This is a genomic window from Flagellimonas flava, from assembly GCF_900129665.1.
Classification (GTDB): Bacteria; Bacteroidota; Bacteroidia; order Flavobacteriales; family Flavobacteriaceae; genus Flagellimonas; species Flagellimonas flava.
In genome coordinates, this window is record NZ_FQWL01000008.1 from 18,236 (window position 1) to 44,010 (window position 25,775).

A 25,775-nucleotide genomic window follows, 5' to 3' on the forward strand; every position below is an offset into this window, starting at 1 on the left:
GGAACAAAAAAGAGCGCAAAAAGTGACCGAAAAGCCTTTTTGCGCTCTTTTTATATTTACTTATGGGGTTTACTTGATCATCTCGTAACTTCTGGCAATGAAATTGGTCAACTCCTCGCCCTTTAGCAACCCTTTGGACAATCGGGCCAAATCTAACGACTGATTGATCAAACGTTCCCTTTTCTTGGATGTTTTGGTGTTGAGAATCTCCCCAACCAGCTCGTGATTGGTGTTCACGATCAAATTGTACATTTCGGGCATATTGCCCATTCCGAACATACCACCGCCACCGGTCTGCTGCATTTCTTTCATGCGGCGCATAAATTCAGGCTCGGTAATGATAAAAGGGGAAGCACTGCTGTCCATGGCTTCCATTTGTATAGTAAAACCTTTCTCCTGGACAATACCTTCTATTTCACCTTTTAGCTTTTCTTTTTCCTCATCGGATAACTTGGAAATGGCAGTATCCTCTTTTTTGATGAGGTTGTCCACATGATCGGCATCAACCCGGGCAAAGGAGAGTTTTTCTTTGGAGGTTTCCAGCTTTTGCATTAGGTGCGATACAATTGGGGAATCCAATAATAGCACTTCGTAGCCCTTGGCCTTAGCCGCTTGAATATAACTGTGTTGGGCTTCTTTGTCCGAGGCATATAGCACTACCAATTTATCATCCTTGTCCGTTTGGTTGTCCTTGATTTTGGTTTCTAACTCCTCATAAGTGAAGTACTTGCCATCTACAGTAGGGTATAGGGCGAATTTGTCCGCTTTTTCAAAGAATTTTTCCTCTGAAAGCATTCCGTATTCGATGACCACCTTGATATCGTTCCACTTTTGCTCAAAATCTTCCCTGTTGTTTTTAAAGAGCGAGTTGAGTTTATCCGCAACTTTTTTGGTGATATAGGTGGAAATCTTTTTGACGGCACCATCGGCTTGTAAATAGGACCTGGAAACGTTCAGTGGAATGTCGGGCGAATCGATCACTCCGCGAAGCATGGTCAAAAATTCCGGAACAATTCCCTCCACATTGTCCGTCACAAAAACCTGATTTTGATACAATTGAATCCTATCCTTTTGAATGTTGAGGTCGTTTGTCAACTTTGGGAAGTATAGGATACCAGTTAAATTAAAAGGATAGTCAACGTTTAGGTGTATGTTGAACAAGGGTTCTTCAAACTGCATGGGGTATAGTTCCCGATAAAAACCTTTGTAATCCTCTTCGTTTAAGTCTGATGGTTTTTTTGTCCAAGCCGGGGTTGGGTTGTTGATGATGTCATCTACCTCTTGCGTTGGGGCAGGATCCTCTTCTTTGGCGCCTTCTGGTTTGGGAAGGGTTTCTGTTTTCATCCCAAACTTAATGGGAATGGGCATAAACTTGTTGTATTTGGTCAACAACTCCCTGATTTTGGTGTCTTCCAAAAACTCTGTGGAATCTTCAGCCACATGCAGGATGATTTCCGTACCACGGTCTTCCTTTTTAGCTTTGGTGAGCGTAAACTCCGGAGATCCATCACATGTCCAGTGCACTGCTGGCTCATCCTTAAAACTTTTGGTGATGATCTCAACTTTATCCGCTACCATAAAGGCCGAGTAGAACCCAAGACCAAAATGACCGATAATTCCGGAATCTTTGCCTGCATCTTTATATTTGTCCAAGAACTCCTCAGCTCCTGAAAAAGCTACTTCATTGATATATTTCTTTACCTCATCCTCTGTCATGCCAATCCCTTGGTCCAGAATATGGATTTGCTTTTTGTCCTTATCCACTTTGACCTCAATCCGGGGATTGCCGTATTCAACCTTGGCTTCGCCAATGGAGGTAAGGTGCTTTAACTTTAAGGTTGCGTCGGTTGCATTGGAAATAAGTTCCCTCAAAAAGATTTCGTGGTCACTGTAAAGAAACTTTTTAATAAGGGGAAATATGTTTTCTACTGAAACATTGATTTTGCCTGTAGCCATCGTTTTAGTTTTTTTTCATGCTTAATAGATCAAAAAAAATACCATAGTCTCAAATATGACAAACTGACACCGTGAGCAACCTTTAACATTCGGAAGTAAACATTTAACACATTTTTGTTTAGCTTTTATTTTAAAAGAATAAACAAAATTTATATATTTGTATCGTTATGGAAGAAATTGCTATGAAAAGATTTCATGCTATAACAAGTTTGTTTATTGGTTAGGTTGTTGGAGACGCACTTTCGCCCGGAAGTGCGTTTTCTTTAAAAATTAAGATAGCTTAACTAAATCTCTGTTCTTTAAGACGTATTTTTGTTTAAACAATTGGCAAAATGGCAAATACATCAAATTCTAAGCTTACCGAGGAGAAAATTATTGGATGGTACATGGAATCGGTCCTGGAGCATGAGGCGATACCCAAGTCGGTATTCAAGTTCTGCAAAGACCATAAGATTACGGAAGAAGATTTTTATGGCTTTTTTGGTTCGTTCCAAGGTCTACAGGAGACCATTTGGCATAAATTTTTCGATAACACCCTATCGGTGATGCAGAAGAACAAAGGCTATGAGAGCATGACCAATGAAGAAAAGATGCTTACCTTTTTCTTTACCTTTTTTGAATCACTTTCTTTAAATAGAAGTTACGTTCTTTTTATGCTCCAAGGACATGAAAACGCCATGGAGAAATTAGGCCAGCTCAAAGGTCTTCGAAAAAATATTAAAGAATTTGCGGCAGGTCTTATAGCATCTCGAAACGAGACCAAAAATTTAAAAGTTCTAAAGTATAGCCCCCAACTATTTTCGGAAGGTGCATGGGTACAGTTTCTTTTCTTACTCAAGTTTTGGATGAACGATTCCTCTCCCGGTTTTGAGAAAACCGATATTGCCATTGAAAAATCGGTCACGACTATTTTTCAGGTCCTTGAGACCACACCTTTGGAAAAAGTTATCGACTTTGGAAAATTCCTCTACAAAGAAAGTTTTGCCTAAAGGCCTATGAAGACATTGGATAGCATCCCTACCGGAAAAATTGAACGCGCTAGTAAACTCGTAAAGACAGGTGTAAAAATTGGAGGGAACTATGTGAAATATTATGGCAAGAAATTGGTCAATTCGGATAATGCAAAGGAAGAATTGGACCAAGATAATGCTGAAGATATCTACGATGGATTGAAAAGCCTCAAAGGAAGTGCGCTAAAGGTGGCACAGATGCTCAGTATGGAGAAGAATCTTTTGCCACGGGCCTATGTTGAAAAATTTTCACTTTCCCAGTTTTCCGTACCTCCGCTTTCGGCGCCATTGGTCCGAAAAACCTTTAAAAAGTATTTGGACCGGTACCCTGAAGAAGTTTTTGATCATTTTGAACGGGATTCGGTCAATGCGGCCAGCATCGGACAGGTCCACAGGGCTGAGAAAAATGGGAAACCATTGGCTGTCAAAATTCAATACCCCGGTGTTGCCGAGAGTATAAGCAGTGACTTGGCTTTGGTAAAACCCATAGCTATCAAGATGTTCAACCTGAAGGGAAAAGACTCCGAAAAATACTTTAAAGAGGTAGAGCATAAACTTATAGAAGAGACCAATTATATTCTGGAATTGGAGCAAAGCAAGGAGATTACCGAGGCGTGTTCCATTATTCCGAACATGGAATTTCCGAAGTACTACCCAAACCTGTCCAGTGAGCGCATCCTAACGATGGACTGGATGAAGGGACAGCACTTGAGCGAGTTCACACAAAATAGTTTTGACACTGAACTAGGTCATAAACTTGGCCAGGCCCTATGGGACTTTTATATGTTCCAAATCCACAAGTTGCGAAAAGTTCATGCCGATCCGCATCCGGGCAACTTTTTGGTAAGCCAGAAGGATTCGCTTATTGCTATCGATTTTGGTTGCATCAAGCAGATTCCGGATGAGTTTTACAAACCTTATTTTGAGCTTGCCCAAGAGGAAAACATCAACAACGATGCTGTTTTCATGGAAAAACTCTATGAACTGGAAATCCTTACCCCAACAGATTCGCAAAAGGAATTGGAGTTTTTTAAGGCCTTGTTCAAGGAGATGTTGAGCCTCTTCACATCACCTTTTCATAAAGAAGAATTTGATTTTGGTTCTGGTGATTTTTGGGAACGGATTGCTGATCTGAGCGAGCGCTATTCCAAGGATGAACAAATACGCAAGATGAACGGTAATAGGGGGTCCAAACATTTTCTTTACATGAACCGCACGTTTTTTGGGCTTTTTAACCTGTTGCATGATCTTAGGGCAAAGGTGCAGGTCAATCAGTTTAGAAGGTACATGGGCTAATTTTCAAGCGATATTCGTACTACGTTGAATATATTTTATACTTTTCCTTGAAATAGCTTCCGTTTTTTTAAAAAAAGAGAAGTTTCAAACTTACTAACTATGTACAACTCAAGAATATCTGGCTTGGGATACTACGTCCCGGAAAACGTGGTGACGAATGATGATTTGTCCAAGGTAATGGATACCAGTGATGAATGGATTCAGGAACGCACCGGAATCAAGGAACGAAGACATGTTGAAAAAGGCACTGATACCACCACATCAATGGGGGTGAAGGCGGCCAAACAAGCCATAGAACGAGCCGGAATTGATAAGGATGATATCGATTTTATTGTTTTTGCTACCCTAAGCCCAGACTATTATTTTCCTGGTCCTGGAGTATTGGTCCAGCGTGATTTGGGCATAAAAACGGTTGGAGCCCTGGATGTGAGAAATCAATGTTCTGGCTTTGTGTATGGGGTTTCCGTTGCTGATCAATATATCAAGAGTGGCATGTATAAAAATGTGCTGGTCATCGGTTCCGAATTACATTCGCATGGCTTGGATATGACCACTAGGGGTAGGGGAGTTTCCGTTATTTTTGGCGATGGAGCGGGAGCAGCGATCTTAACCAGGGAAGAAGATTCCTCAAAAGGAGTTTTGTCCTCACATCTACATTCTGAAGGGCAACATGCCGAAGAACTGTCGCTAATTGCTCCGGGAATGGGCAAAAGATGGGTTACCGATATTATAGAAGAAAAAGATCCAGAAGACATTTCCTATTTTCCATATATGAACGGACAGTTCGTGTTTAAAAACGCGGTGGTCCGCTTCAGCGAGGTCATTATGGAGGGCCTACAGACGAATAATTTAGGGCCTCAGGATATAGATATGTTGATACCCCATCAGGCCAATCTTCGCATTTCGCAGTTTGTCCAAAAGAAGTTTGGACTTTCAGATGACCAAGTTTTTAACAATATCATGAATTACGGAAACACCACCGCTGCCTCAATTCCCATAGCATTGACAGAAGCTTGGGAACAAGGTAAGGTCAAAGAGGGTGATTTGGTGGTGCTGGCCGCTTTTGGTAGCGGGTTCACCTGGGGGAGTGTTATAATAAGATGGTAGATGGGGAGACTGTTACCGGAACTTACACCATATTTAATTGAATTTATTCAAAATCAAAAACTGTTTTTCGTGGCTACTGCCAGGGAAGAAGGTTCCATAAACCTTTCGCCGAAAGGATTGGATTCGCTCCGGGTCATGGACCCGAACCGAGTGCTTTGGCTCAACTTGACTGGGAGCGGCAACGAGACGGCCATCCACTTAAGCCATAAAAATCGAATCACCTTGATGTTCTGTGCTTTTGAAGGAGACCCTATCATTCTTAGATTATATGGCACGGCCCAGGTCCATGGGGCCGGTGATGATTCCTACAGGAAATTGATTTCACTTTTTCCGGAGATTCCCGGGGGAAGACAGCTTATCGATGTCAAAATTGACAGGGTACAAACTTCTTGCGGTATGGGAGTTCCCTTGATGGACTATTCGGCACAAAGACAGGGCTTAGTGGACTGGGCGGCCCAACAGGGTGACGAGGGCCTCAAAAAATACTGGAAGAAAAAAAATCAGACCAGTATTGATGGGTTTGACCACAAAACTGAATAAAAAATAAGCCCCAACTTCATACGAAATTGGGGCTTTTTAATGATAGACCTTGAAAGACTAACCAACCAACACTCTAGCAAGGAATATCAAGATTTTCACTATAGGATTCCGCCACCTGATTGCTTGGTGTTGTTATCCCTTCTTTTACGTTGCTTGGCTCTGTTCTTTCCGCTTCCAAATCGGTACGACATCCCTACGTAGAGATTGTTACTCTCCCAATTGAATTCACCCTTTTGCGGGTAAGGACGGTCTCCGTCAAAACCAAATTGCATAGTATTGAAAATATCATTGTAGTTTACGCTAAACGTACCCTTGCCTTGGGCGAAGGTATATCGGGCGCCAAGGTTCACAAAATACATAGGGCGTGCCGTAAACTGAATAGTCCTGTTTTGACCCCTATAAAATCCAAATAGCTGTAGCGTAAGTTTTTTGTTTACGGTGAAGCTATTGTTCAATCGCATATTCCAAGCCGTGTTGTCCACTTCAACCCTTTCCACTTCGATTTCGTTCTCTGTGGGATTTGGGCTATTGCCACTTAAACTCTCCGTAATACCGCGTTGGGTCTGGGAGTAAAAATCAAAACTTCCGTTGATGTTCCACCATTTAGCAGGCCTGTAGTTGCTGGATACTTCAAAGCCATAGGCAGATGTATTGTCAAAATTATCAAAGGTCAAAATAAGCCTGTTGAAATCCAATCGGTCCACATATACTGCTCGGTTGATCTCATCCGAGATGGATCGGTAGAAAACGCCGGCAGTGATGCTTCCATTTTTGATACGCTTTGTGTAATTGGCTTCGTAGGAGTTGGTAAACTGTGGTACCAAACTAGGGTTTCCGAAGGATGAGATCAGTGGTGTTGCCCATTCTCGAATTGGGTTGACCTGATCCAAACCGGGTCGATCTACCCTACGGCTGTAACTAACTTGTATTTGGTCTTTTTCGTTCGGTTTGTAGGTAACAAATGCCGAAGGATAAATTTCCGTATACTTATCGGTAAAAGCCCTAATCCTGTTGGTATCAGCTTTGACCTCCACGTTTTCAATTCGCGCACCCACCTGATATGACCACTTTTCTCGGTTTTGCGAAAAGGTCACATAAGCGGAGTAGATATCCATATTGTAATCAAAGTCGGTACTGGGTGTGGGAATCAAATCCCCGCCAGAATTAAATGAAAGCCCAGTGGAAGTATAGCCCACATTGGTTTCAAAAAGCCTGGATTCCACCCCAACTTCCAATTTGGAAATACTGTCCAAAGGATTGGCATAGTCTAAATTGGCAATGGTCTGGGTTCGCTCCGTATCTACAAAGTCCATGTAGTCTGGAAACAAACTGGCCCCAGTGGAATCAAAGTTCGCATCTTGGTCGTTTTCAAAGCGATTGTGATCTACCTCCAACTCAATGTTGTGACCTTCTTTGTTGAAATCCAATTTATAATCAAAGTTGTACTGTTCGCTATGGTTCTCGCTGACGTCACTAAAGATTTGGGTTACATTTCTAGCCAAATCATTGTTGTAGGTCACCGCAGTTATGCCTTCACCTTTTCCATCAAATATGTTTTGATTGGTGAAAACCGAGATGGTGTTTTTATCATTCAAATAGAAATCCACCCCTACCTTGTACAAATGGGATTTGTTGTTGTTGAAGAAATCAAATTCTTGGAGTGAGTTTTCATCCAAACGGTCGATAAAGCCATCATTGACATATTTCCCAATATTGTTGCCATAATTACCATAAAAGTTGAATTTTCCACTTCTGTAGTTCATATCGATGGAACTATTGAACTTGGCCTCCACACCTTTGGTAAGTCCCGTAGTGATGTTTCCGTTAAAACCGATATTGGCATTCTTGTGCAGTACAATATTGATAATACCACTCATTCCTTCAGGATTGTATTTTGCCGAAGGATTGGTGATCAATTCAATTGATTTTATGGAAGTGGATGGGATTTGCCGTAGTAACTGGGCAACAGGTACATTGGACAATTTACCATCGACCATAACCCTTACATTGGAGTTACCTCGCATGGTAATGTCACCTGTCTGCGAATCCACGTTAAGTGAGGGAATGTTGTTCATAATATCCGATGCCGTTGCTCCCGCGGTAGTAAGGTCTTTCCCTACATTGATTACCTTCCGGTCTACCCGCTGTTCAATAGTAGTGCGTTCCGCGACCACTTCTACCTCGGAAAGTTCTTCTGTTTCTTCCATCAAGGTAATGGTGCCCACGTTTACTTTTCGATTCTTTTTGGTAATGACCAGCTTTTGGGAATGGGTCTTGTACCCAATAAATTGAACCTCCAGCACAAAGGAACCTTCAGGAAGTTTCTTGATCTCAAAGTTTCCATCTTCGGTTGTGATTCCTCCGGTAATGGTCTGCGATCCATCTTCGGATTTAACCACGATGGCGGCGTAGGCTACAGGTTGATTTAGCGCATTGTCCACTACAGTACCTGAAATAGAACCCACTGGGGGTTCGTTCTCGGGATTGGCATATGCGTTTTCAGAAAAAATAATGCACTGTACAAGCGCAAAAAGAAGAATTACTCTTTTCATGAGTTGTTCGTTTTTGATTGATTGATGTTGTCTACAAGACGATATCCAAGTGCGGATGTTACATATTATTTCTGCTTTAACATATTTTAACTATTGCAAAAATGTTAAGGCACTGTAAGGGAGGTAGTTTTGAAAAGACAAAAATCGATATTCGGGAAAAGAGAAACCCTGACTTTCGATAGTGACCGAAACGCCAGGGCTTGATACATTGATAAGCTATACTAAACACTAACCATTAACTATAAAAAAATACAGACTTACCAATGCCTAATTTCGTATGTACAATAGACGAGTTTTTTTTTGAATAGTTACAATCATTAATTCAGTTTAACATTTAAATTAACAAATGGCAAAGACACTTGTTATTGGGGCTTCCACTAACCCAGGCAGATATAGTAATCTTGCGATACGCCGATTACTGGAAAACAACATAGAAACGGTAGCATTTGGGGTCAGGGAAGGAACTGTGTCCAAAGTACAAATTAAAACCAACCTTAGTGATTTTCAAAATGTACATACCATTACTTTGTACATCAATCCAACGCGCCAACCCGAATACTATCAGCAAATCCTTGATTTGAAGCCGAAACGTGTAATTTTTAATCCAGGAACAGAAAATCCTGAGTTTTATAAGATGCTTACAAAAGCGGGAATAAAGGTGGAAAATTCCTGCACTTTGGTATTATTGGCCACTGGCCAATTTTGAGGCTGCGCTTTTTTTTCGAATCAACCAAAGGCCAAAGAAGGTTAATAACCCGTTCAAGGGCAAGAGTTCATATCCTACCACATAGCCGCCAAGATATTCCTTTGGAATATTGGCAATCATCCATATGATTAAGACAGACAATCCGCTCACCAACCATACAAACTTGTCCTGTATTTCATGTTTCGTTAAAATACCAAAGGCAAAAAGGCCAAGTAATGGGCCATAGGTATAACCCGCCACAGTAAGCAAGCTGTCAATGACGTTGCTGTTCAAGATATATTTAAAGGATATGATGACCAGCACCAACATAACGCTCATGGCAATATGGGTTCGTTTCCGAATTTTTTTCTGATCGGCTTCCTTTTCCTTTTCAATATGTAAAAAATCCACACAAAAAGAAGTGGTCAACGATGTCAATGCGCTGTCCGCGCTACTGTAGGCAGCGGCAATAAGTCCCAACATAAAAGTAATGGCCAGGGTCAGTCCCAGACCGCTGTTCAAAGCTATTTCCGGAAATAGCAGGTCAGATTTTGGTTTGCCATCCATTAGTGGGATGGAAATCCCGTTTTTTCCAGCAAAAATAAACAACAAAGCTCCAAGCAGCATGAAAAGAAAGGTCACGGCAACCAAGACCAAGCTAAACGATACCATATTTTTTTGAGCATCCTTCAAGGTCTTGCACGTTAGGTTTTTTTGCATCATGTCCTGGTCCAATCCGGTCATACAAATGGTCACGAACATTCCTCCAATAAAGGATTTAAGAAAATGGTTTCGCTCCAAAAGGCTATCCGTAAAAAGGAATTTGTCATAGTTTTTAAGTTCATCCGAAACTAAGAACTCCCCAAAACTCCATTCCAATTCCCGATTAATGAAAATAATGGACAGCACAACCGCCAGTATCATGAAAAGGGTCTGCAGCGTATCTGTCCAAACGATGGTTTTAATCCCTCCCCTGTTGGTGTAAATCCAAATCAATAGTATGGAAAGCACCACGGTAAATTCAAACCGTACACCCAGGTCATCAAAGACAAATTGCTGTAACACGATGGCTACGAGATACAATCTAAATGCGGCTCCCAACACCCGCGAAATGAAAAAGAAAAAAGCTCCGGTTTTATGGCTAACGTTCCCAAATCGTTCCAGTAAATACTCGTAAATGGAAGTAAGATTTTGACGATAGTAGAGCGGAAGTAACACGTATGCCACAACGAAGTAGCCAAATAGGTATCCAAAAACTACTTGCATATAGCCAAATTCGGAAGCTTCAATCCACCCGGGTACAGAAATAAAGGTTACTCCAGAGAGGGAGGCCCCTACCATTCCAAATGCCACCAAGTACCACGGTGACTGTCTTCCTGCCTTAAAAAAGTCTGAATTGGAGTCGTTTTTTCCTGTGAAGTAGGAAATAATCATCAACACCAAAAAATAGGCGCTGATGAGCAAGAGAATCTGTACTGCGGACATAAGAGCAATTTGAATTGCAAAGTACAAAAGTTAATTGGTAACCGTAAAATCGTAATTTTGTGCCATAATTGAAGAAATGGATTTTTCATCTAAGCTTTTGGAGAATGCGGTGTACGAAATGTCACAGTTGCCAGGGATTGGTAAGCGAACCGCCCTACGATTGGTTCTTCATCTGCTAAAACAGCCCGAAGAGCGAACCAATCTGCTTTCGGAGGCATTGACAGACTTGCGTGCCAAGGTTAACTTTTGTAAAAGCTGTCATAACATTTCGGATACCGAGATATGTGAAATTTGCAGCAACCATAAGAGGGATAAGAGTTTGGTTTGCGTGGTAGAGGATATACGTGATGTAATGGCAATAGAGAGTACCTCCCAGTATAATGGGTTGTACCATGTACTCGGTGGAAAAATATCACCAATGGAAGGCATTGGCCCACAAGACTTATCCATAGTATCCTTAGTGAACAGAGTTAAGGAAGGGGAGGTGAAGGAGCTTATTTTTGCACTTAGTTCCACGATGGAGGGCGATACCACCAATTTCTATATTTATAAACAGTTGGAAGGCCTTGATGTCACCACCTCGACCATAGCTCGTGGAATAGCTGTAGGGGACGAGTTGGAGTATGCGGATGAGGTGACATTGGGTAGGAGTATCTTGAACAGAATACCATTTGAAAACTCTATAAAAGCAAGCTGACAGATTATCAATAAATGCATATAAATTAAGAATAAGAGGAATTCTTTATTATTTTTGCAAAATATAAGTCCAGAAAAGACCGTTAAATAAGAATATGTCAAAATTTGAATTAAAATTACCGCAGATGGGAGAAAGTGTTGCCGAGGCAACTCTAACTACTTGGTTGAAGGAAGTAGGGGATACCATTGAAATGGACGAGGCTGTATTTGAGATCGCCACGGACAAGGTAGATTCCGAGGTTCCCAGCGAAGTGGAGGGCGTATTGCTGGAAAAACGGTTCAATGTGGACGACATTATTAAAGTAGGTGAGGTTGTGGCCGTTATCCAGACCGACCAGGCTTTAGAATCTCCTGCAAACGGGGTTGAGGCAACTCCCCAAGTGGAGGAGCAAATTGAGGCACCGGCTGCAGTACTCGAAACCCAAATGGCCGAAGTACAGGAAACGGTAACAGCAGCGACCCCAAACTTTTCAGAATCCCAACGGTTCTATTCACCCTTGGTGCGCAACATTGCCAAAGAAGAAGGGGTGTCCATGGAAGAATTGGATGCCATTATAGGTACGGGGAAGGAAGGGAGAGTGACAAAAAATGATATTAAGGCATTTTTGGAACATCGTTCCGCAAATGGTAGCGCTCAAACTGCGGTACCTGTGGTTGAGAAAACCCCGGTTCCCCAGACTAAGCAAGCCCAAGAAAAACCTAAGGCAGCTCCAGTACCTGTAGCTAGTGGAGATGAAATCATCCCCTTAACAAGAATGGGTAAGCTAATCGCCCATCATATGGTGGAAAGTGTTTCCACCTCTGCACATGTTCAGAGTTTTGTGGAAGTGGATGTGACCAATGTGGTAAATTGGCGAAACAAGAACAAGGACAGCTTTCAAAAACGGGAAGGTGAGAAACTTACCTTCACTCCAATATTTATGGAAGCTGTGGCGATGGCACTGAAGAAATATCCGATGATGAACATCTCATTGGATGGGGACAAGGTTATCAAAAAGAAAAACATCAACTTGGGTATGGCAGCGGCCTTACCCGATGGAAATCTAATTGTTCCGGTCATCAAAAATGCCGACCAGTTAAATCTTGTGGGCATGGCGAAGACCGTAAATGATTTGGCCAACAGGGCCAGAACCAATCAACTTAAGCCGGATGAAGTTCAGGATGGAACTTACACCGTGACCAACGTAGGATCATTTGGAAGTATTTTCGGTACACCCATAATCAATCAGCCACAAGTAGGTATTCTGGCACTGGGTGCAATTCGCAAAATGCCATCGGTAATAGAAACTGACCAAGGAGAGTATATTGGCATCAGAAGTAAAATGTTCTTGTCCCATAGTTATGACCATAGGGTGGTAAACGGGGCCTTGGGCGGGATGTTTGTAAAAACGGTGGCGGATTATTTGGAAGCTTGGGACGTGAATAGGGAAATCTAAGCCCAAAAAACACCTGAATTCTTTTCACTATTCTTATTTTAGGGGATGAAACCAATTCATCAATCCATGAAACTTTTGAACACCCTTGGAATAACATTCCTTTTTTTGTTTTGTACCCAAATGACCGCACAGGATTCTTCACCCTATCAAAAAAAAGTATTTGTTAAGGATGGAAAGAGCCTTCCGTATCGTCTATTATTGCCAAAAGATTATGATGCCAATAAAAAATACCCTCTGCTTTTGTTTTTGCATGGTTCTGGGGAACGCGGTAACGACAATGAAGCACAATTGGTGCATGGCTCAAGTTTGTTCTTAAAGGAGGAGGTCAGGGATTCCTACGAGGCCATTGTGGTGTTTCCCCAATGTGCCGCTGGGAGTTCATGGGCCAAAATCGATGTTGAAGGTGATTTTCCAAATAGGGAGTTCATCTATTACGAAAATGCCGAACCTACTGCCGATATGTTGTTGTTGGAAGGACTTTTGAAGCACCTTAGGAAAAACTACAAATTGGATAAAAAAAGATGGTATGTGGGCGGTTTGTCCATGGGTGGAATGGGGACCTTTGAATTGGTTCGTAGAAACCCCAAAATGTTTGCCGCTGCTTTTCCCATTTGTGGCGGGGCAAACCCAAAAATCAGTAAAAAACTGACAAAACTTGACTGGTGGGTTTTTCATGGGGACGACGATCAGGTTGTTCCGGAGAAATACTCGGCCCAAATGGTTAAGGCAATGGAAGATCTTGGGGTCAATATCAAGTATTCCATATATCCGGGAGTCGGACATAACAGCTGGGACAATGCTTTTGCAGAACCCGAATTGCTCTCCTGGGTCTTTTCCAAATCCAAATAACTACTTCATGCAACTACAATTAAAGAAGCCGATTTGTTTTTTTGATCTAGAAACCACCGGTATCAATGTGGCCAAAGATCGCATTGTTGAAATTTCGATACTCAAGGTGTTTCCCAACGGCAATAAAGAAAGTAAAACCTGGCTGGTGAATCCAGAAATGCCCATACCTGCTGAGGTTGTGGCCGTCCATGGCATCTCTAATGAGAAGGTGGCCAATGAGCCCACGTTCAAAGAGCTGTCCAAGGAAATCTACCGCATGATAAAGGACAGCGATTTGGCCGGTTTTAATTCGGATAGGTTCGATATTCCATTACTGGCCGAAGAAATGTTAAGAGCGGATGTTGATTTTGATATGAAAAACATGGTTTCCGTTGATGTGCAGACCATTTTTCATAAAATGGAAAAGCGTACCCTTGAGGCCGCCTATAAATTTTATTGCGATAAAAACCTGGACGATGCGCATAGCGCACAGGCAGATACCTTGGCAACCTACGAAGTGCTTTTGGCTCAGTTAGACCGTTACCCAGAATTGGATAATGATGTTAAAAAGCTTTCTGAGTTCACAACTAGAAAACAATCCTTGGATTTCGCCGGATTCATTGGAGTGGATAAAGAAGACCGACCCATTTTCGCTTTTGGCAAGCACAAAGGAAAAACGGTAGATGAGGTTATGGAAAAGGAGCCAGGCTATTTTGGCTGGATTCTGAATGCAGACTTCCCCTTATACACAAAAAAAGTACTTACCCAGTTAAAGCTGAGCAAGCTGAATAATAAGCTTTCATAAATTTAACCCCAAAACCAGAGCACTATGAAGCTGATTTGCATTGGCCGTAACTATGCGGCCCATATTGAAGAACTTGAGAATGAGCGTCCCCAAGAACCCGTGGTGTTCATGAAGCCGGATTCCGCTATTTTACCCAAGGAACAAGATTTCTATATCCCCGAGTTTTCCACGGATATACATTATGAAGTTGAGGTTTTGGTAAAAATCAAGAAGGTGGGCAAGCACATAGCCCAACAATTTGCACATACCTACTACGATGAAATAGGATTGGGAATCGACTTTACAGCAAGAGACTTACAATCCCAGTTAAAAGCCAAGGGATTGCCTTGGGAAAAAGCCAAAGGTTTTGATGGTTCGGCCGTTGTTGGTAAATGGATACAAAAAGAAAAGTACGAAAATATAGACAAACTGGGGTTTTCCTTGTTAAAAAATGGGGAAAATGTACAAAATGGCAATACTTCCTTGATGCTGTGGAAAATAGATGAGTTAATTGCCCATGTCTCCACTTATTTTATGCTGAAAAAGGGCGATATTCTCTTTACGGGCACCCCTTCTGGGGTTGGTAAAGTAAGTCCAAATGATTACCTTGTAGGGACACTCGAAGGAGAGCAGGTATTTGAAATTAATGTGAGATAATGATTTACAACCTCGATAAGATTAACGAAATGGCGGAGGGCGATCAAGATTTTATCACCTCGGTTATTTCCGTTTTTTTGGAAGAAGTTCCTATAGATTTGGAAGGTTTGGAGAAGGCCATCGCTGAAAGGGATTATGAAAATGTGTACAAGCTTGCCCATAAAATAAAACCCAATGTGGATTTACTTGGAATGGAACAAACCCGTGCCATAGCCCTGGAGATTGAGACATTGGGTAAGAATGCCGACAACATGACCCAAATTGAGGAGAAATTTCCCGTTCTAAAGAAAGATGTACTCCAGGTGGTAGCCGAACTGCAAAAAGACTTCAACTTATAAATGCAAGCCGAAATCATCACCATTGGGGATGAAATCCTCATTGGGCAGATTGTGGACTCTAATTCCGCATTCATTTCCAAGGAATTAAACAAGATTGGTGTAGCGGTCTACCAAATTACCTCTGTACAAGACGACAGGGAGCAAATCCTTCAAGTACTGGAAGAGGCTGGTGACCGATCTCAAGTAGTAATCATGACAGGAGGCCTAGGTCCAACCAAGGATGATATTACAAAACACACCCTTTGTGAGTTTTTTGGGGATAGATTGGTTAAAAATGAGGACGTACTTCAGCATATAGAAGAACTTTTCAAGACCTACATTTCCACACCCATTTCGGACCTCAATCGAAAACAGGCCTTGGTTCCATCCAAATCTGAAGTCCTCCACAATGCCAATGGTACGGCACCAGGTATCTGGATGAGGAAGGGGGAGACCGTTTTTGTTTCGCTTCCCGGCGTGCCGTTTGAAATGAAACACCTGATAACAGATAGGGTTATCCCCAAGATTACAGAGGAATTTGAACGCCCACATATTTTCCATAAGACCATAATCACCTATGGGTTGGGAGAGAGTGCAATTGCGAACAAAATTGAAGACTGGGAGAATAATTTACCCGAATTTATAAAACTGGCCTACCTACCCAATTTGGGAAGGGTTCGGTTGCGGCTTTCGGCAAAGGGAACCGATAAGGAAGCTATTGAAGAAGCTGTCGTTGCTGAAGTTAAAAAACTATATGCCGTAATAGGTGACATTATTTTTGGGGAGGAGGAGGAAGATGCCATAGAACGTCAAATTGGAATATGGTTGACGCAAAAGGGATTTACCTTGGGAACCGCAGAGAGTTTTACTGGAGGCGCTATTGCAGGACGTATAACCTCAATCCCGGGGGCATCAGCATATTTCAAGGGTAGTCTGGTTAGCTATGCCACTGAAACCAAGATTAAGGTCTTGGGTGTTCCTGAGGAATTGGTGAATAAATATTCCGTTGTGAGTGAAGAAGTTGCTATGGCCATGGCCACAAATGCAAAGCGGGCAATGGAATCAGATTTTGCCATTGCAACCACAGGCAATGCCGGGCCAACCAAGGGTGACTCGGATGCAGATGTGGGCACGGTTTTTATTGCTATCAGCACCCCTGAACGTACTTTTGCCCAGCGTTTTACCATGGGAAATAGTCGGGAACGTATCGTAAAACGGTCAGTAAACAAGGCCTTCGAAATGCTCTGGAAAGAAATTTTAAATTTCTGAAAAAGAATTTTGTGCGTCCCGTATAAATGCCATAAATTTGCAGCCTCAATAAAATCACTCAAAAGTTAGGGAGATGTCTAAAGTTTGTGAAGTAACAGGTAAGAAGGTAATGTTTGGAAACAACGTTTCCTTCTCTATCAATAAAACCAAGAGAAGATTTGATGTAAATATCTCTAAAAAGAGATTTTACATCCCTGAAGAAGATCGTTGGGTTACCCTTAACGTGTCTTCGAGAGGTTTAAAGATTATCAACAAAAAAGGAATCTCTGCCGTTTTAAAGGATATCAAATCCAAAAAATAGGGAGATAATTTTTTAAGTACGATACAATGGCAAAGAAAGGTAATAGAATTCAAGTTATTTTAGAGTGTACAGAGCATAAGGACTCTGGTATGCCAGGTACTTCAAGGTACATCACCACCAAGAATAAAAAGAACACGCCGGACAGGATGGAAATCAAAAAGTTCAATCCTATCTTGAAGCGTATGACCATTCATAAAGAAATTAAATAAGTAGACCATGGCAAAGAAAACAGTAGCAACACTTCAGTCCTCATCCAAAAGGTTGACCAAAGCTATCAAAATGGTGAAATCCCCAAAAACGGGAGCTTATACTTTTGTGGAGTCTGTAATGGCACCGGAATTGGTAAACGATTGGTTGAACAAAAAATAACCCATTCGTAATACAATATATAGAGCCGCTTGTTAAGCGGCTTTTTTTATGCACTTACTTTCCTATCTTTGAAGCTTGATGACGATTGCATATGAGCCTATTTAAAAACATATTTTCTTCGGATAAAAAAGAGACTTTGGACAAGGGTTTGGAAAAGTCCAAAACCAGTTTTTTTGGAAAGCTTGGAAAGGCTGTTGCAGGAAAATCCAAGGTGGATGATGAGGTATTGGACAACTTGGAGGAAGTACTGGTGACCTCAGATGTTGGTGTGAATACCACCCTGAAAATAATTGAACGTATTGAAGAGCGGGTCTCTAGGGATAAGTATCTGGGAACTGAGGAATTAAATACCATTTTAAGGGAAGAAATAGCTGGTCTTCTATCCGAGACGCATGTTGGGGAGGACACAGAATTTGTAGTTCCCAAGGATAAAAAGCCCTATGTGATCATGGTGGTGGGGGTAAACGGCGTTGGCAAGACCACAACCATTGGCAAGTTGGCCCATCAGTTCAAAAAACAAGGACTTAAGGTAGTTTTAGGTGCTGGAGATACCTTTAGGGCGGCAGCCATAGATCAGTTGCAAGTTTGGGCAGAACGTGTGGATATTCCTATTGTCAAACAAAAAATGGGAAGCGACCCGGCCTCGGTAGCTTTTGATACATTGAACTCGGCTGTAGCCGACGGGGCGGATGTGGTACTTATTGATACTGCTGGCAGACTTCATAACAAGGTGAATCTTATGAACGAGCTGTCCAAGGTGAAAAGGGTCATGCAAAAAGTAGTGCCAGATGCGCCACATGATGTCCTTTTGGTGTTGGATGGTTCTACGGGGCAGAATGCATTTGAACAGGCTAAACAGTTTACAAAGGCAACCGAGGTGAGCAGTTTGGCAGTCACCAAATTGGATGGCACGGCCAAAGGGGGAGTAGTGATAGGAATTTCAGACCAGTTTCAAATCCCGGTAAAATATATTGGGGTAGGCGAAGGAATTGAGGATTTGCAGGTCTTCAATAAATATGAATTTGTAGATTCTTTTTTTAAAGTTTGAATCCCATAACCTATGGGCAGAATACATCTGTTCGAATTTGAAGACCAAAAATGGTTCCCTGCCTTTTTGAGGAACTACGGAACAGATTTTCTGCAATTTCTTGCAAACAAGACCAAGTTATACAAACCCATTCTTCCCGTTTTGGAACGGGGAATTCGAGCAAGTGGCACCCATCAAATTGTAGATTTGGCATCTGGTGGAGGCGGGGGGTTACTCTGGCTCAACCGTGAACTTAAGAAGTCGATTCCCGATTTAAAAATTATCCTTACCGATTACTTTCCCAATATAAAGGCATTTGAATATTCCCAACAACAGGCTGCCAACTTTGATTTTGTTAAGCGTTCCATAGATGCACGTGATGTTCCGGAAGACCTAAAGGGAATCAGAACTCAATTTTTATCGTTGCATCATTTTAAACCCACTGATGCTACGAAAATCCTTCAGAATGCGGTTGATTCCAGAGCTTGTATTGGGGTTTTTGAAGCTCAGGAAAGAAGTGTCCCCAGCGTTTTGGCCATGCTCTTTTCGCCCATAAGTGTTCTTTTTACCACCCCGTTTATAAAACCATTTAGCCTTGGGAGAATCATTTTTACGTATCTAATTCCCATTGTGCCCCTGTTTGTTTTATGGGACGGTGTTGTTTCATCCCTCAGAACCTATTCTGTGAAGGAAATGCAAGATCTTGTTGCCAATCTAGATAAATCTGAGTCATACGATTGGGAAATTCAAAGAATAAAGTCGGGTCCCGGCGTGATTTTGTATCTTTTAGGAATTCCCAAATAAGGGAATCCATCATAATAGATAACCACCAACATTATACCCAATGAAAAAGGCACTGTTTATTCTTAGCTTCCTATTGGTCCATTTAGGCTATGCAAAACTTTGGACCCCCTCTATTATTTCCGACAATATGGTTTTGCAACAGCAATCCACAGCAACTTTTTGGGGTTGGACCACTGCAACCAATGAAACACTTACCATAAGACTTTCTTGGGATGATTCGGAGATGACTACCAAAGCCCACCAAGGTGTTTGGCGCATTGAGTTCCCGACCCCGGGGGCTGGAGGACCACATACCATAAGCATAAAGGGACATGAAGAATTGGTTTTTTCAAATGTGATGATTGGGGAGGTATGGATAGCCTCTGGGCAATCCAATATGCAGTGGACCCCAAATATGGGGCTCGATAATGCAAAGGAGGAAATCAAAAATGCCATTTATCCCAATATTCGCTTTTTCAATGTCCCCCAGCGAAAATCGGATGGTAAACAGGACGATACTCCCGGAAAATGGGTGAGTTGTTCACCGAAAACGATGCAGGATTTTAGTTCTGTGGCCTATTTTTTTGGGAGAAAACTACACAAAGAATTAGACGTGCCTGTGGGATTGATAAGTTCCAATTGGGGGGGGACGCCAGTTGAGGTTTGGATTCCCGAGGAATTGATTGTGGAAAATGAAGAATTAAAGGCCGCAGCCGGTCAACTTTCCGAATTTGAATGGTGGCCGGAAAAACCCGGAGCTACCTACAATGCTATGATTCATCCATTGACCAAGTTCCAAATTGCTGGGGCCATTTGGTACCAAGGTGAGTCTAACCGGGCCAATGCAAATTCGTATTATGAATCTTTTCCATTGCTTATTGAATCATGGCGAACAGCCTGGAAAAAGGATTTTCCATTTTACTTTGCACAAATAGCACCTTTCAATTACGATAAAGAAAAAAACGACATCAGGGCCGCTGTGGTCCGTGATGCCCAATTGTATGCGTTGCGGAATATTGCTAAAACCGGTATGGCGGTTACCAGTGATATTGGAAACCTCGATGATATCCATCCAACAAACAAGCAGGAGGTAGGGCGACGGTTGGCTTTGTGGGCCTTGGCAAAAACGTATGGCGTAAAACAACCCTATAGCGGTCCGGTATTTAAAAATATGGAACTGCGGAAAAACAAGGCTGTTTTGCACTTTGATTTTGCGGATGAAGGTTTGATTATGAAGGGAAAGACCTTAAAAGAATTTTATGTGGCAGGTGAGGATCGAATCTTTCATGAGGCCAAGGCCAGAATTAAAGGAAGTACCGTTGAGGTATCTTCTTCAAAAGTAAAGGAACCCGTTGCAGTCAGGTTTGCATTTTATGACAAGGCATTGCCCAATTTATTCAACCAGGAGGGCTTACCTGCTTCGGCTTTTAGAACAGATGATTGGGAAATTAACTTGGATTGATATCAGGATGGGGCAGCTTAAATTGACCTTGCGAATTTTTGGATCGCTGGTTGTGTTGTCAATAGGGCAGCTCACAGCACAGCTCAAATATCCTAAGGCCAGTCCAGCATCGGTGGTGGAACAGGCGGTGGGACTTTCTAAGGTAACAGTCCACTATTCTAGACCCGCAGTTAGAGGGAGAAGTATTTTTGGCGACTTGGTGCCTTACGGTAGGATTTGGCGTGTTGGGGCCAATGAATCCACTAAAATTACTCTGGATACAGCTATGGAGGTTTCGGGAAAAGCCCTTCCCAAAGGAACTTATGCGCTATATGCTTTTCCTGAATCAGATGAATGGGAAATTGCATTCCACAACAATTTGAGCCATTGGGGAGATGGTCGAAAGAACTATAAACCAGAGGAAGACCTATTTCGTATCTCGGTACAACCGGAGAAAATAGGAGGCCATCAAGAGAACTTTCTGATCACTTTTGATGCCATATCCCATAATTCCGCGCAAATGAAATTGATATGGGCAAACACCCAGGTGGTAATCCCCTTCAAAGTTGATACCCATGCCCAAATGGAAAAGGAAATCTCAAAAAAGTTAGAGGAATCGCCAACGGCCCAAACCTATTATGAAGCGGCACGCTACCTGCAGGAGCAGAACGAAGACCCCAAAAGAGCTTTGGGTTATTTGAAAAAGGCCCTGGAATTAGGAGGTGACACTTATTACTTTCATAGGGTAAAATCCCTTGTGGAAGCTCAGTTGGGAGATTATAGATCAGCTATAGCTTCTGCTCGGAAATCACTAAAAATTGCTGCAAATCTGGAGAAAGATGAGTTTGTTCGGATGAATCAAAAGAACATTGTCAAATGGGAAAAATTACTGGAACAAAAATAAAAATACCAAAGAATTCCCTTAGGGTTGCCTTGGGAATGGTGACATTGTGGTTTGCGTTGCAATCCTGCCAATTCATTGAGAAGAAAGAGGTTGAGACAGAAGATGAAAGTGTTTCGACAGCTGTGGAAACGGAAAAAGAAATAACGGAGACAATCAAGGAACCCCTTTGGACTCCATATGACGAGACCGCAGAAATTCAGGAGAACGCTAATCATGAAAATGAGCGAATGCGATTCAGATTCATTCAATCCAAAATTTTGGACAAGAATGAGGTTTTTGCTCCGCTTTATACCGAGGTGTCTAAGTTTCCAAAGGAAAAATACGAAATGATGAAACCGTTGGTGCTGGAACAGGACATACCTAACATCCAAAATGCGGTTAAGGAGGGCAAATTCAACTACACGGAATTGGTGTTGTTCTATCTCAGCAGAATCTACAGGTATGAGCTGGACAAAGCCACCACCCTGAACACGATAATCGCATTAAACCCCAATATTTTGAATGAAGCCAAGAAATTGGATGCCAATGCGGAGGGACACCATCCGATTTATGGAATGCCAATTTTGCTGAAGGACAATATTGGTGCCTCGGGAATGAATACCACTGCTGGAGCCATTGTGCTACAGGATAATCAAACGGAGGATGCATATATCGTGCAACGATTAAAAGAAAATGGCGCACTTATTTTGGGCAAGGTAAACCTAAGTGAATGGGCCAATTTTATTTGTGAATGCCCCAACGGTCAAAGTGCCGTTGGGGGACAAACCTTAAACCCTTATGGCCGACGTGTTTTTGATACAGGTGGATCCAGCGCGGGAAGCGGGACCTCAGTGGCTGCCAATTATGCGGTGGCCGCAGTGGGTACAGAAACTTCTGGATCAATCTTGTCACCGTCCGGACAGAATTCCGTGGTGGGCATGAAACCCACAATTGGGTTGCTAAGCCGTACTGGAATAGTACCCATTTCCAGCACTTTGGATACTCCTGGCCCTATGACAAAAAGTGTTATTGATAACGGAATACTAATGGATGCCATGCGAGGGTTTGACATTGAAGATGAAAAATCGGTGAAGGCAGATTGGGATGAAAATTGGTATGCAGAAGAAGTGAACTTAAAGGGTAAAAGATTTGGCGTCTTTAAGAATTACATGAAAAGTGATTCTGTTTATCATGCGACTATGGAGCAATTAAAGGCGGCTGGCGCGACGATTATTGAATTTGAACCCCCGGAAGTCAATTTTGATGGATTCCTTTCGATCCTGAATATAGACATGAAAAATGACCTGCCAGTATATATAGAAGCGCATGTGAAAGACACAAATCGAGTTGCTGTTCGCAGTGTGCAGGACGTGGTGGATTTTAACCAAAAAGACAGCTCGGCCAGAATTCCCTACGGGCAGCCTCGTTTTGACGGTATTTTGGCCGATACCACATCGGCAGAAGGGCTAAAAGAAATAAAGAAACGCATGAAAATTACTGGCCGCACCTATTTTAATACCCCTATGAACGATTATGGTTTGGATGCCATACTATCTATTAATAACTATGACGCTGGCGCAGCCGCCGCCGCTGAATATCCCGCCCTCACTATTCCCATGGGATATAAAGTTTCGGGAGAACCCATAAATTTGACCTTTATTGGAAAGCAATTTCAAGAAGGAAAGCTATATGCCCTGGGGGCGGCATTTGAATCCCTCATCCAAGCTCGCAAAATTCCAAAAGCATATATGGATTGATTCCATGGTTGCCCAGGTTTGTATGCTGGTATCCTTTTGGGAGGCAATTTTTTTTCAAAATGGTGTCACGCTTTTTGATTTTGGTTTGTCATTAAGTTATGGAAGATTATCAAAATAAGCTATTTCCCTACGCCTATAACATTTTAGGCTCCGCAGATGATGCCAAAGATGCCATACAGGAAATTTTGATCAAATACCAAAACGTAAACCAAGCCGTCCAAAATGAGATGGGATATCTTGTACGGTCCGTGATCAATGAGTCCATCAACCTTAAAAAGAAACGGCAATTGGGTTTGTCCGATGCACTATGGCTCCCAGAACCCATTGCAACGGATGCCGCCGATGAACAGATAGATAGCTCAGCAATCATATCCTATTCCATGATGGTGCTTTTGGAAAAACTTTCGCCCAAGGAAAGAGCGGTTTTTATTCTTAAGGAAGCATTTGGGTATTCCCACAAGGAAATTGGTTTGGTGTTGGAAATGACCCTTGAAAATTCAAGGAAGCTTTTGAGCAGGGGAAGGAGCAGATTGCGCACCCTTAAAAGCGGGGTGTCCATAGATCATGCCAAGGTTCCCAAGGCCTATTTGCAGCGGTATGTGGAAAGCATACGTAATGGAGATATCAAGAATTTGGAGCAAATGTTGTCCGAGGATATTATGGTTTCTGCCGATGGTGGCGACGAAATCCAGGTGGTTCGGGAACTGACCCATGGTCTTAAAGCGGCTGTTAAGCTCCTTCTTTACGTTTTTAAGACCTATCAGCAAAAAAACAGGATTATTGTTACCGAGGTTAACCATCAACCTGCCTTGCTCTACTATCAAGATGAGGTGTTGGTCAATTGTCAGATTTTTCAGATTGAGGAAAGGAAGATTGTCCAAATCCATGCGCAACTGGCACCCAATAAATTAAAGGCACTCAGATCGGCCGTTAATCCATAAATCCAAAAAAATAACATGACTAGAGAACGAATTAGCTCGGGTTCAACCTTTGAGCAACAGATTGCCTATTCCCGCGCCATAGTTGATGGACGTTGGGTCTTTGTTTCCGGGACCACAGGTTTTGATTACACCAACATGACCATCTCGGAAGATTTGACAGAACAAACCAAGCAATGCCTTAAAAATATTGAAGAGGCCCTAGTGAAAGCCGAATCTGGCTTGCAAGATGTGGTACGTGTACTGTACATCCTTCCCAATACTGAGAAATTTGAAAAGTGTTGGCCCGTACTACGTGAATACTTTGGAACTGTTCGTCCGGCGGCAACCATGATTTCTGCTGGGTTATCAGATTCCCGTATGAAAATTGAAATCCAAGTAACCGCATTAAAGAAGAAATAAGAAATACTATGGCAACAGTGTCACGTTTTCCGTTCGGATTTTGTCCTATTCATACAAAGCAAAATACTATGAAGACATTGTTACGAATTGACTGTAGCGCTAGAAAGCTAGGTTCCCATTCCAGGGAATTGACAGATTATTTTGAAGCAAGATGGAAACAATCCAATCCTGGAGGTCGTGTTGTCCACAGGGATTTAACACGGGAACAATTGCCCCATATCCAAAACAATACTATTGAGGGCTTCCATGTTTCTCCAGACAAGGCAGATGTCCATCAGAAAAATGCGGTAGCACTTTCTGATCGGTTGATTGCCGAACTTAAAAAGGCTGATGAGGTGGTCGTAAGTAGCCCTCTTTACAACCTTAATGTGCCTTCCAACCTTAAAGCCTATATGGATCAGGTGGTACGCGCAGGGCATACCTTTGGTATGGATGCACAAGGGTACCACGGATTACTCCAAAACAAAAAGGTGTTTTTGATCACTTCCAAAGGAGGGGTCTATAAAAACACTCCGTTGGAAAAATTGGATTTCCAAGAACCTTACCTCAAGGCCATCTTTGCGCATATGGGGATAACGGATGTTGAAACCTTCTCTCTAGAAGGAACCAGCTACCAAAATTTGGTGGCTAAGAATAAAATGAACATTCAAAACGCAATTGATTCAACTCTTAAAACGACAACAAATGGATGATATAGCTAAAACCGACTATTTTAATGACGTTCTGGAAGATAGAGCTACTGTAATATTACCCGAGAAAGGGGAACAACTTCTGCTCAACGATATTGAGTTTACCTTTAAAGTCACCAGTGAAATGTCCAATGACCAATTGGGAGTTTACAAAATTACCCTGAATCCCATGGCCATTGGCGCCAAGTTGCACTACCATAGGTTCATGGACGAGACCTTTATTGTGGACAAAGGTGAACTGACCATTCAAGTAGGGGAAGAAGAGTATAAGGCTGGTGTGGGAACCATTGTGTATGTTCCTAGGTTTACGCCCCATGGCTTTCAAAATGACACTGAGGAAAAAGTGGAACTTACGTTGCTCTTCAATCCATCTCAAAAAAGGGAAGGTTTTTTTAGAGGACTTCAGGAAACACTTATGGAGGAACCCATTGATCCAAAAAAGTACTTAAAGCTTTACAATAAATATGATAGTTTCCCGGTGGATACTTCCAATATGATTCCCAAAAGGGAACCTTAATTCTTGTTTAGTTAACCAAGAAAAGGCCCTGGAGTATTTCGGGGCTTTTT

27 protein-coding genes are annotated in these 25,775 nt (G+C 42.2%); 24 read left to right on the forward strand and 3 right to left on the reverse strand.

All coding sequences use genetic code 11. The annotated features are described in order from the left end of the window. Positions 1-69 precede the first annotated feature (69 nt). Positions 70-1,956 (reverse strand): molecular chaperone HtpG, encoded by a 1,887-nt coding sequence (gene htpG, locus BUC10_RS16090; RefSeq protein WP_073181558.1) that lies wholly within the window; start codon positions 1,954-1,956, stop codon positions 70-72. A 332-nt stretch (positions 1,957-2,288) separates the two neighbouring features. On the opposite strand from htpG, the gene BUC10_RS16095 reads away from it, so the two are divergent. The 4 genes from BUC10_RS16095 (at position 2,289) to BUC10_RS16110 (ending at position 5,909) form a co-directional block, all read left to right on the forward strand. Next, positions 2,289-2,945 (forward strand): TetR family transcriptional regulator C-terminal domain-containing protein, encoded by a 657-nt coding sequence (locus tag BUC10_RS16095; RefSeq protein WP_073181560.1) that lies wholly within the window; start codon positions 2,289-2,291, stop codon positions 2,943-2,945. A 6-nt stretch (positions 2,946-2,951) separates the two neighbouring features. Next, positions 2,952-4,262, forward strand: coding sequence for an ABC1 kinase family protein (locus BUC10_RS16100; protein ID WP_073181563.1), 1,311 nt, complete (start codon positions 2,952-2,954; stop codon positions 4,260-4,262). Between the two features lie 99 nt (positions 4,263-4,361). Continuing rightward, positions 4,362-5,369: a 3-oxoacyl-ACP synthase III family protein gene (locus BUC10_RS16105; protein WP_073181565.1), complete on the forward strand. Its 1,008-nt coding sequence runs from the start codon at positions 4,362-4,364 to the stop codon at positions 5,367-5,369. Then, positions 5,370-5,909: a pyridoxamine 5'-phosphate oxidase family protein gene (locus BUC10_RS16110; protein ID WP_073181567.1), complete on the forward strand. Its 540-nt coding sequence runs from the start codon at positions 5,370-5,372 to the stop codon at positions 5,907-5,909. Positions 5,910-6,007: 98 nt separating this feature from the next. Here the strand turns inward: BUC10_RS16110 and BUC10_RS16115 are convergent, their stop codons facing one another. After that, complete coding sequence (locus BUC10_RS16115) at positions 6,008-8,461, reverse strand: TonB-dependent receptor (protein ID WP_073181569.1); 2,454 nt, start codon at positions 8,459-8,461, stop codon at positions 6,008-6,010. A gap of 346 nt (positions 8,462-8,807) precedes the next feature. Here BUC10_RS16115 and BUC10_RS16120 point away from each other — a divergent pair, with 346 nt between their 5' ends. Next, positions 8,808-9,167 (forward strand): CoA-binding protein, encoded by a 360-nt coding sequence (locus BUC10_RS16120; RefSeq protein WP_073181571.1) that lies wholly within the window; start codon positions 8,808-8,810, stop codon positions 9,165-9,167. On the opposite strand, the gene BUC10_RS16125 is transcribed toward BUC10_RS16120, so the two are convergent. Further along, complete coding sequence (locus BUC10_RS16125) at positions 9,144-10,631, reverse strand: sodium:solute symporter (RefSeq protein ID WP_073181573.1); 1,488 nt, start codon at positions 10,629-10,631, stop codon at positions 9,144-9,146. The genes BUC10_RS16120 and BUC10_RS16125 overlap by 24 nt on opposite strands. A 76-nt stretch (positions 10,632-10,707) precedes the next feature. Here BUC10_RS16125 and recR point away from each other — a divergent pair, with 76 nt between their 5' ends. The 19 genes from recR (at position 10,708) to BUC10_RS16220 (ending at position 25,725) form a co-directional block, all read left to right on the forward strand. Continuing rightward, positions 10,708-11,328, forward strand: coding sequence for a recombination mediator RecR (gene recR / locus BUC10_RS16130; protein WP_073181575.1), 621 nt, complete (start codon positions 10,708-10,710; stop codon positions 11,326-11,328). Positions 11,329-11,422: 94 nt separating this feature from the next. Next, a complete protein-coding gene (locus tag BUC10_RS16135) occupies positions 11,423-12,763 on the forward strand; it encodes a dihydrolipoamide acetyltransferase family protein (protein ID WP_073181577.1) in 1,341 nt (446 codons plus the stop codon). A 66-nt stretch (positions 12,764-12,829) separates the two neighbouring features. Continuing rightward, positions 12,830-13,612: a carboxylesterase family protein gene (locus tag BUC10_RS16140; protein WP_073181719.1), complete on the forward strand. Its 783-nt coding sequence runs from the start codon at positions 12,830-12,832 to the stop codon at positions 13,610-13,612. Between the two features lie 7 nt (positions 13,613-13,619). Continuing rightward, positions 13,620-14,396 (forward strand): 3'-5' exonuclease, encoded by a 777-nt coding sequence (locus tag BUC10_RS16145; protein ID WP_073181579.1) that lies wholly within the window; start codon positions 13,620-13,622, stop codon positions 14,394-14,396. A gap of 24 nt (positions 14,397-14,420) precedes the next feature. After that, positions 14,421-15,032 (forward strand): fumarylacetoacetate hydrolase family protein, encoded by a 612-nt coding sequence (locus BUC10_RS16150; protein ID WP_073181581.1) that lies wholly within the window; start codon positions 14,421-14,423, stop codon positions 15,030-15,032. Next, positions 15,032-15,370: an Hpt domain-containing protein gene (locus BUC10_RS16155; RefSeq protein ID WP_073181583.1), complete on the forward strand. Its 339-nt coding sequence runs from the start codon at positions 15,032-15,034 to the stop codon at positions 15,368-15,370. Before BUC10_RS16150 ends, BUC10_RS16155 begins: the two co-directional genes overlap by 1 nt. After that, positions 15,371-16,618 carry a competence/damage-inducible protein A gene (locus tag BUC10_RS16160; RefSeq protein ID WP_073181585.1) on the forward strand — a complete coding sequence of 416 codons (1,248 nt, stop codon included), beginning with the start codon at positions 15,371-15,373 and terminating at the stop codon, positions 16,616-16,618. It abuts the gene before it with no gap. 73 nt (positions 16,619-16,691) lie between these two features. Further along, positions 16,692-16,919 (forward strand): 50S ribosomal protein L28, encoded by a 228-nt coding sequence (gene rpmB, locus BUC10_RS16165; RefSeq protein WP_073181587.1) that lies wholly within the window; start codon positions 16,692-16,694, stop codon positions 16,917-16,919. A 26-nt stretch (positions 16,920-16,945) separates the two neighbouring features. Next, positions 16,946-17,128 carry a 50S ribosomal protein L33 gene (rpmG, locus tag BUC10_RS16170; RefSeq protein ID WP_073181589.1) on the forward strand — a complete coding sequence of 61 codons (183 nt, stop codon included), beginning with the start codon at positions 16,946-16,948 and terminating at the stop codon, positions 17,126-17,128. A gap of 7 nt (positions 17,129-17,135) precedes the next feature. Further along, positions 17,136-17,288 carry a DUF4295 domain-containing protein gene (locus tag BUC10_RS16175; protein ID WP_073181591.1) on the forward strand — a complete coding sequence of 51 codons (153 nt, stop codon included), beginning with the start codon at positions 17,136-17,138 and terminating at the stop codon, positions 17,286-17,288. 91 nt (positions 17,289-17,379) lie between these two features. Then, on the forward strand, positions 17,380-18,336 hold the full coding sequence (gene ftsY, locus BUC10_RS16180; RefSeq protein WP_073181592.1) for a signal recognition particle-docking protein FtsY: 957 nt from the start codon (positions 17,380-17,382) through the stop codon (positions 18,334-18,336). A gap of 12 nt (positions 18,337-18,348) precedes the next feature. Beyond that, the gene (locus tag BUC10_RS16185) at positions 18,349-19,119 is read left to right on the forward strand and encodes a hypothetical protein (RefSeq protein ID WP_073181594.1); all 771 of its coding nucleotides are present in this window, start codon (positions 18,349-18,351) and stop codon (positions 19,117-19,119) included. A gap of 40 nt (positions 19,120-19,159) precedes the next feature. After that, the gene (locus BUC10_RS16190; protein WP_073181596.1) at positions 19,160-20,560 is read left to right on the forward strand and encodes a sialate O-acetylesterase; all 1,401 of its coding nucleotides are present in this window, start codon (positions 19,160-19,162) and stop codon (positions 20,558-20,560) included. 7 nt (positions 20,561-20,567) lie between these two features. Further along, positions 20,568-21,443 (forward strand): DUF2911 domain-containing protein, encoded by an 876-nt coding sequence (locus BUC10_RS16195; protein ID WP_073181721.1) that lies wholly within the window; start codon positions 20,568-20,570, stop codon positions 21,441-21,443. After that, the gene (locus BUC10_RS16200; protein WP_245812845.1) at positions 21,416-23,179 is read left to right on the forward strand and encodes an amidase family protein; all 1,764 of its coding nucleotides are present in this window, start codon (positions 21,416-21,418) and stop codon (positions 23,177-23,179) included. Before BUC10_RS16195 ends, BUC10_RS16200 begins: the two co-directional genes overlap by 28 nt. Before the next feature lie 98 nt (positions 23,180-23,277). Further along, complete coding sequence (locus tag BUC10_RS16205; protein ID WP_073181598.1) at positions 23,278-24,120, forward strand: sigma-70 family RNA polymerase sigma factor; 843 nt, start codon at positions 23,278-23,280, stop codon at positions 24,118-24,120. 15 nt (positions 24,121-24,135) lie between these two features. Continuing rightward, positions 24,136-24,519, forward strand: coding sequence for a RidA family protein (locus tag BUC10_RS16210; RefSeq protein WP_073181600.1), 384 nt, complete (start codon positions 24,136-24,138; stop codon positions 24,517-24,519). A 68-nt stretch (positions 24,520-24,587) separates the two neighbouring features. Beyond that, positions 24,588-25,211 carry an FMN-dependent NADH-azoreductase gene (locus BUC10_RS16215; RefSeq protein WP_073181602.1) on the forward strand — a complete coding sequence of 208 codons (624 nt, stop codon included), beginning with the start codon at positions 24,588-24,590 and terminating at the stop codon, positions 25,209-25,211. Next, positions 25,204-25,725 (forward strand): cupin domain-containing protein, encoded by a 522-nt coding sequence (locus tag BUC10_RS16220; RefSeq protein WP_073181604.1) that lies wholly within the window; start codon positions 25,204-25,206, stop codon positions 25,723-25,725. The genes BUC10_RS16215 and BUC10_RS16220 overlap by 8 nt, the downstream gene beginning before the upstream one ends. Positions 25,726-25,775: the final 50 nt, after the last annotated feature.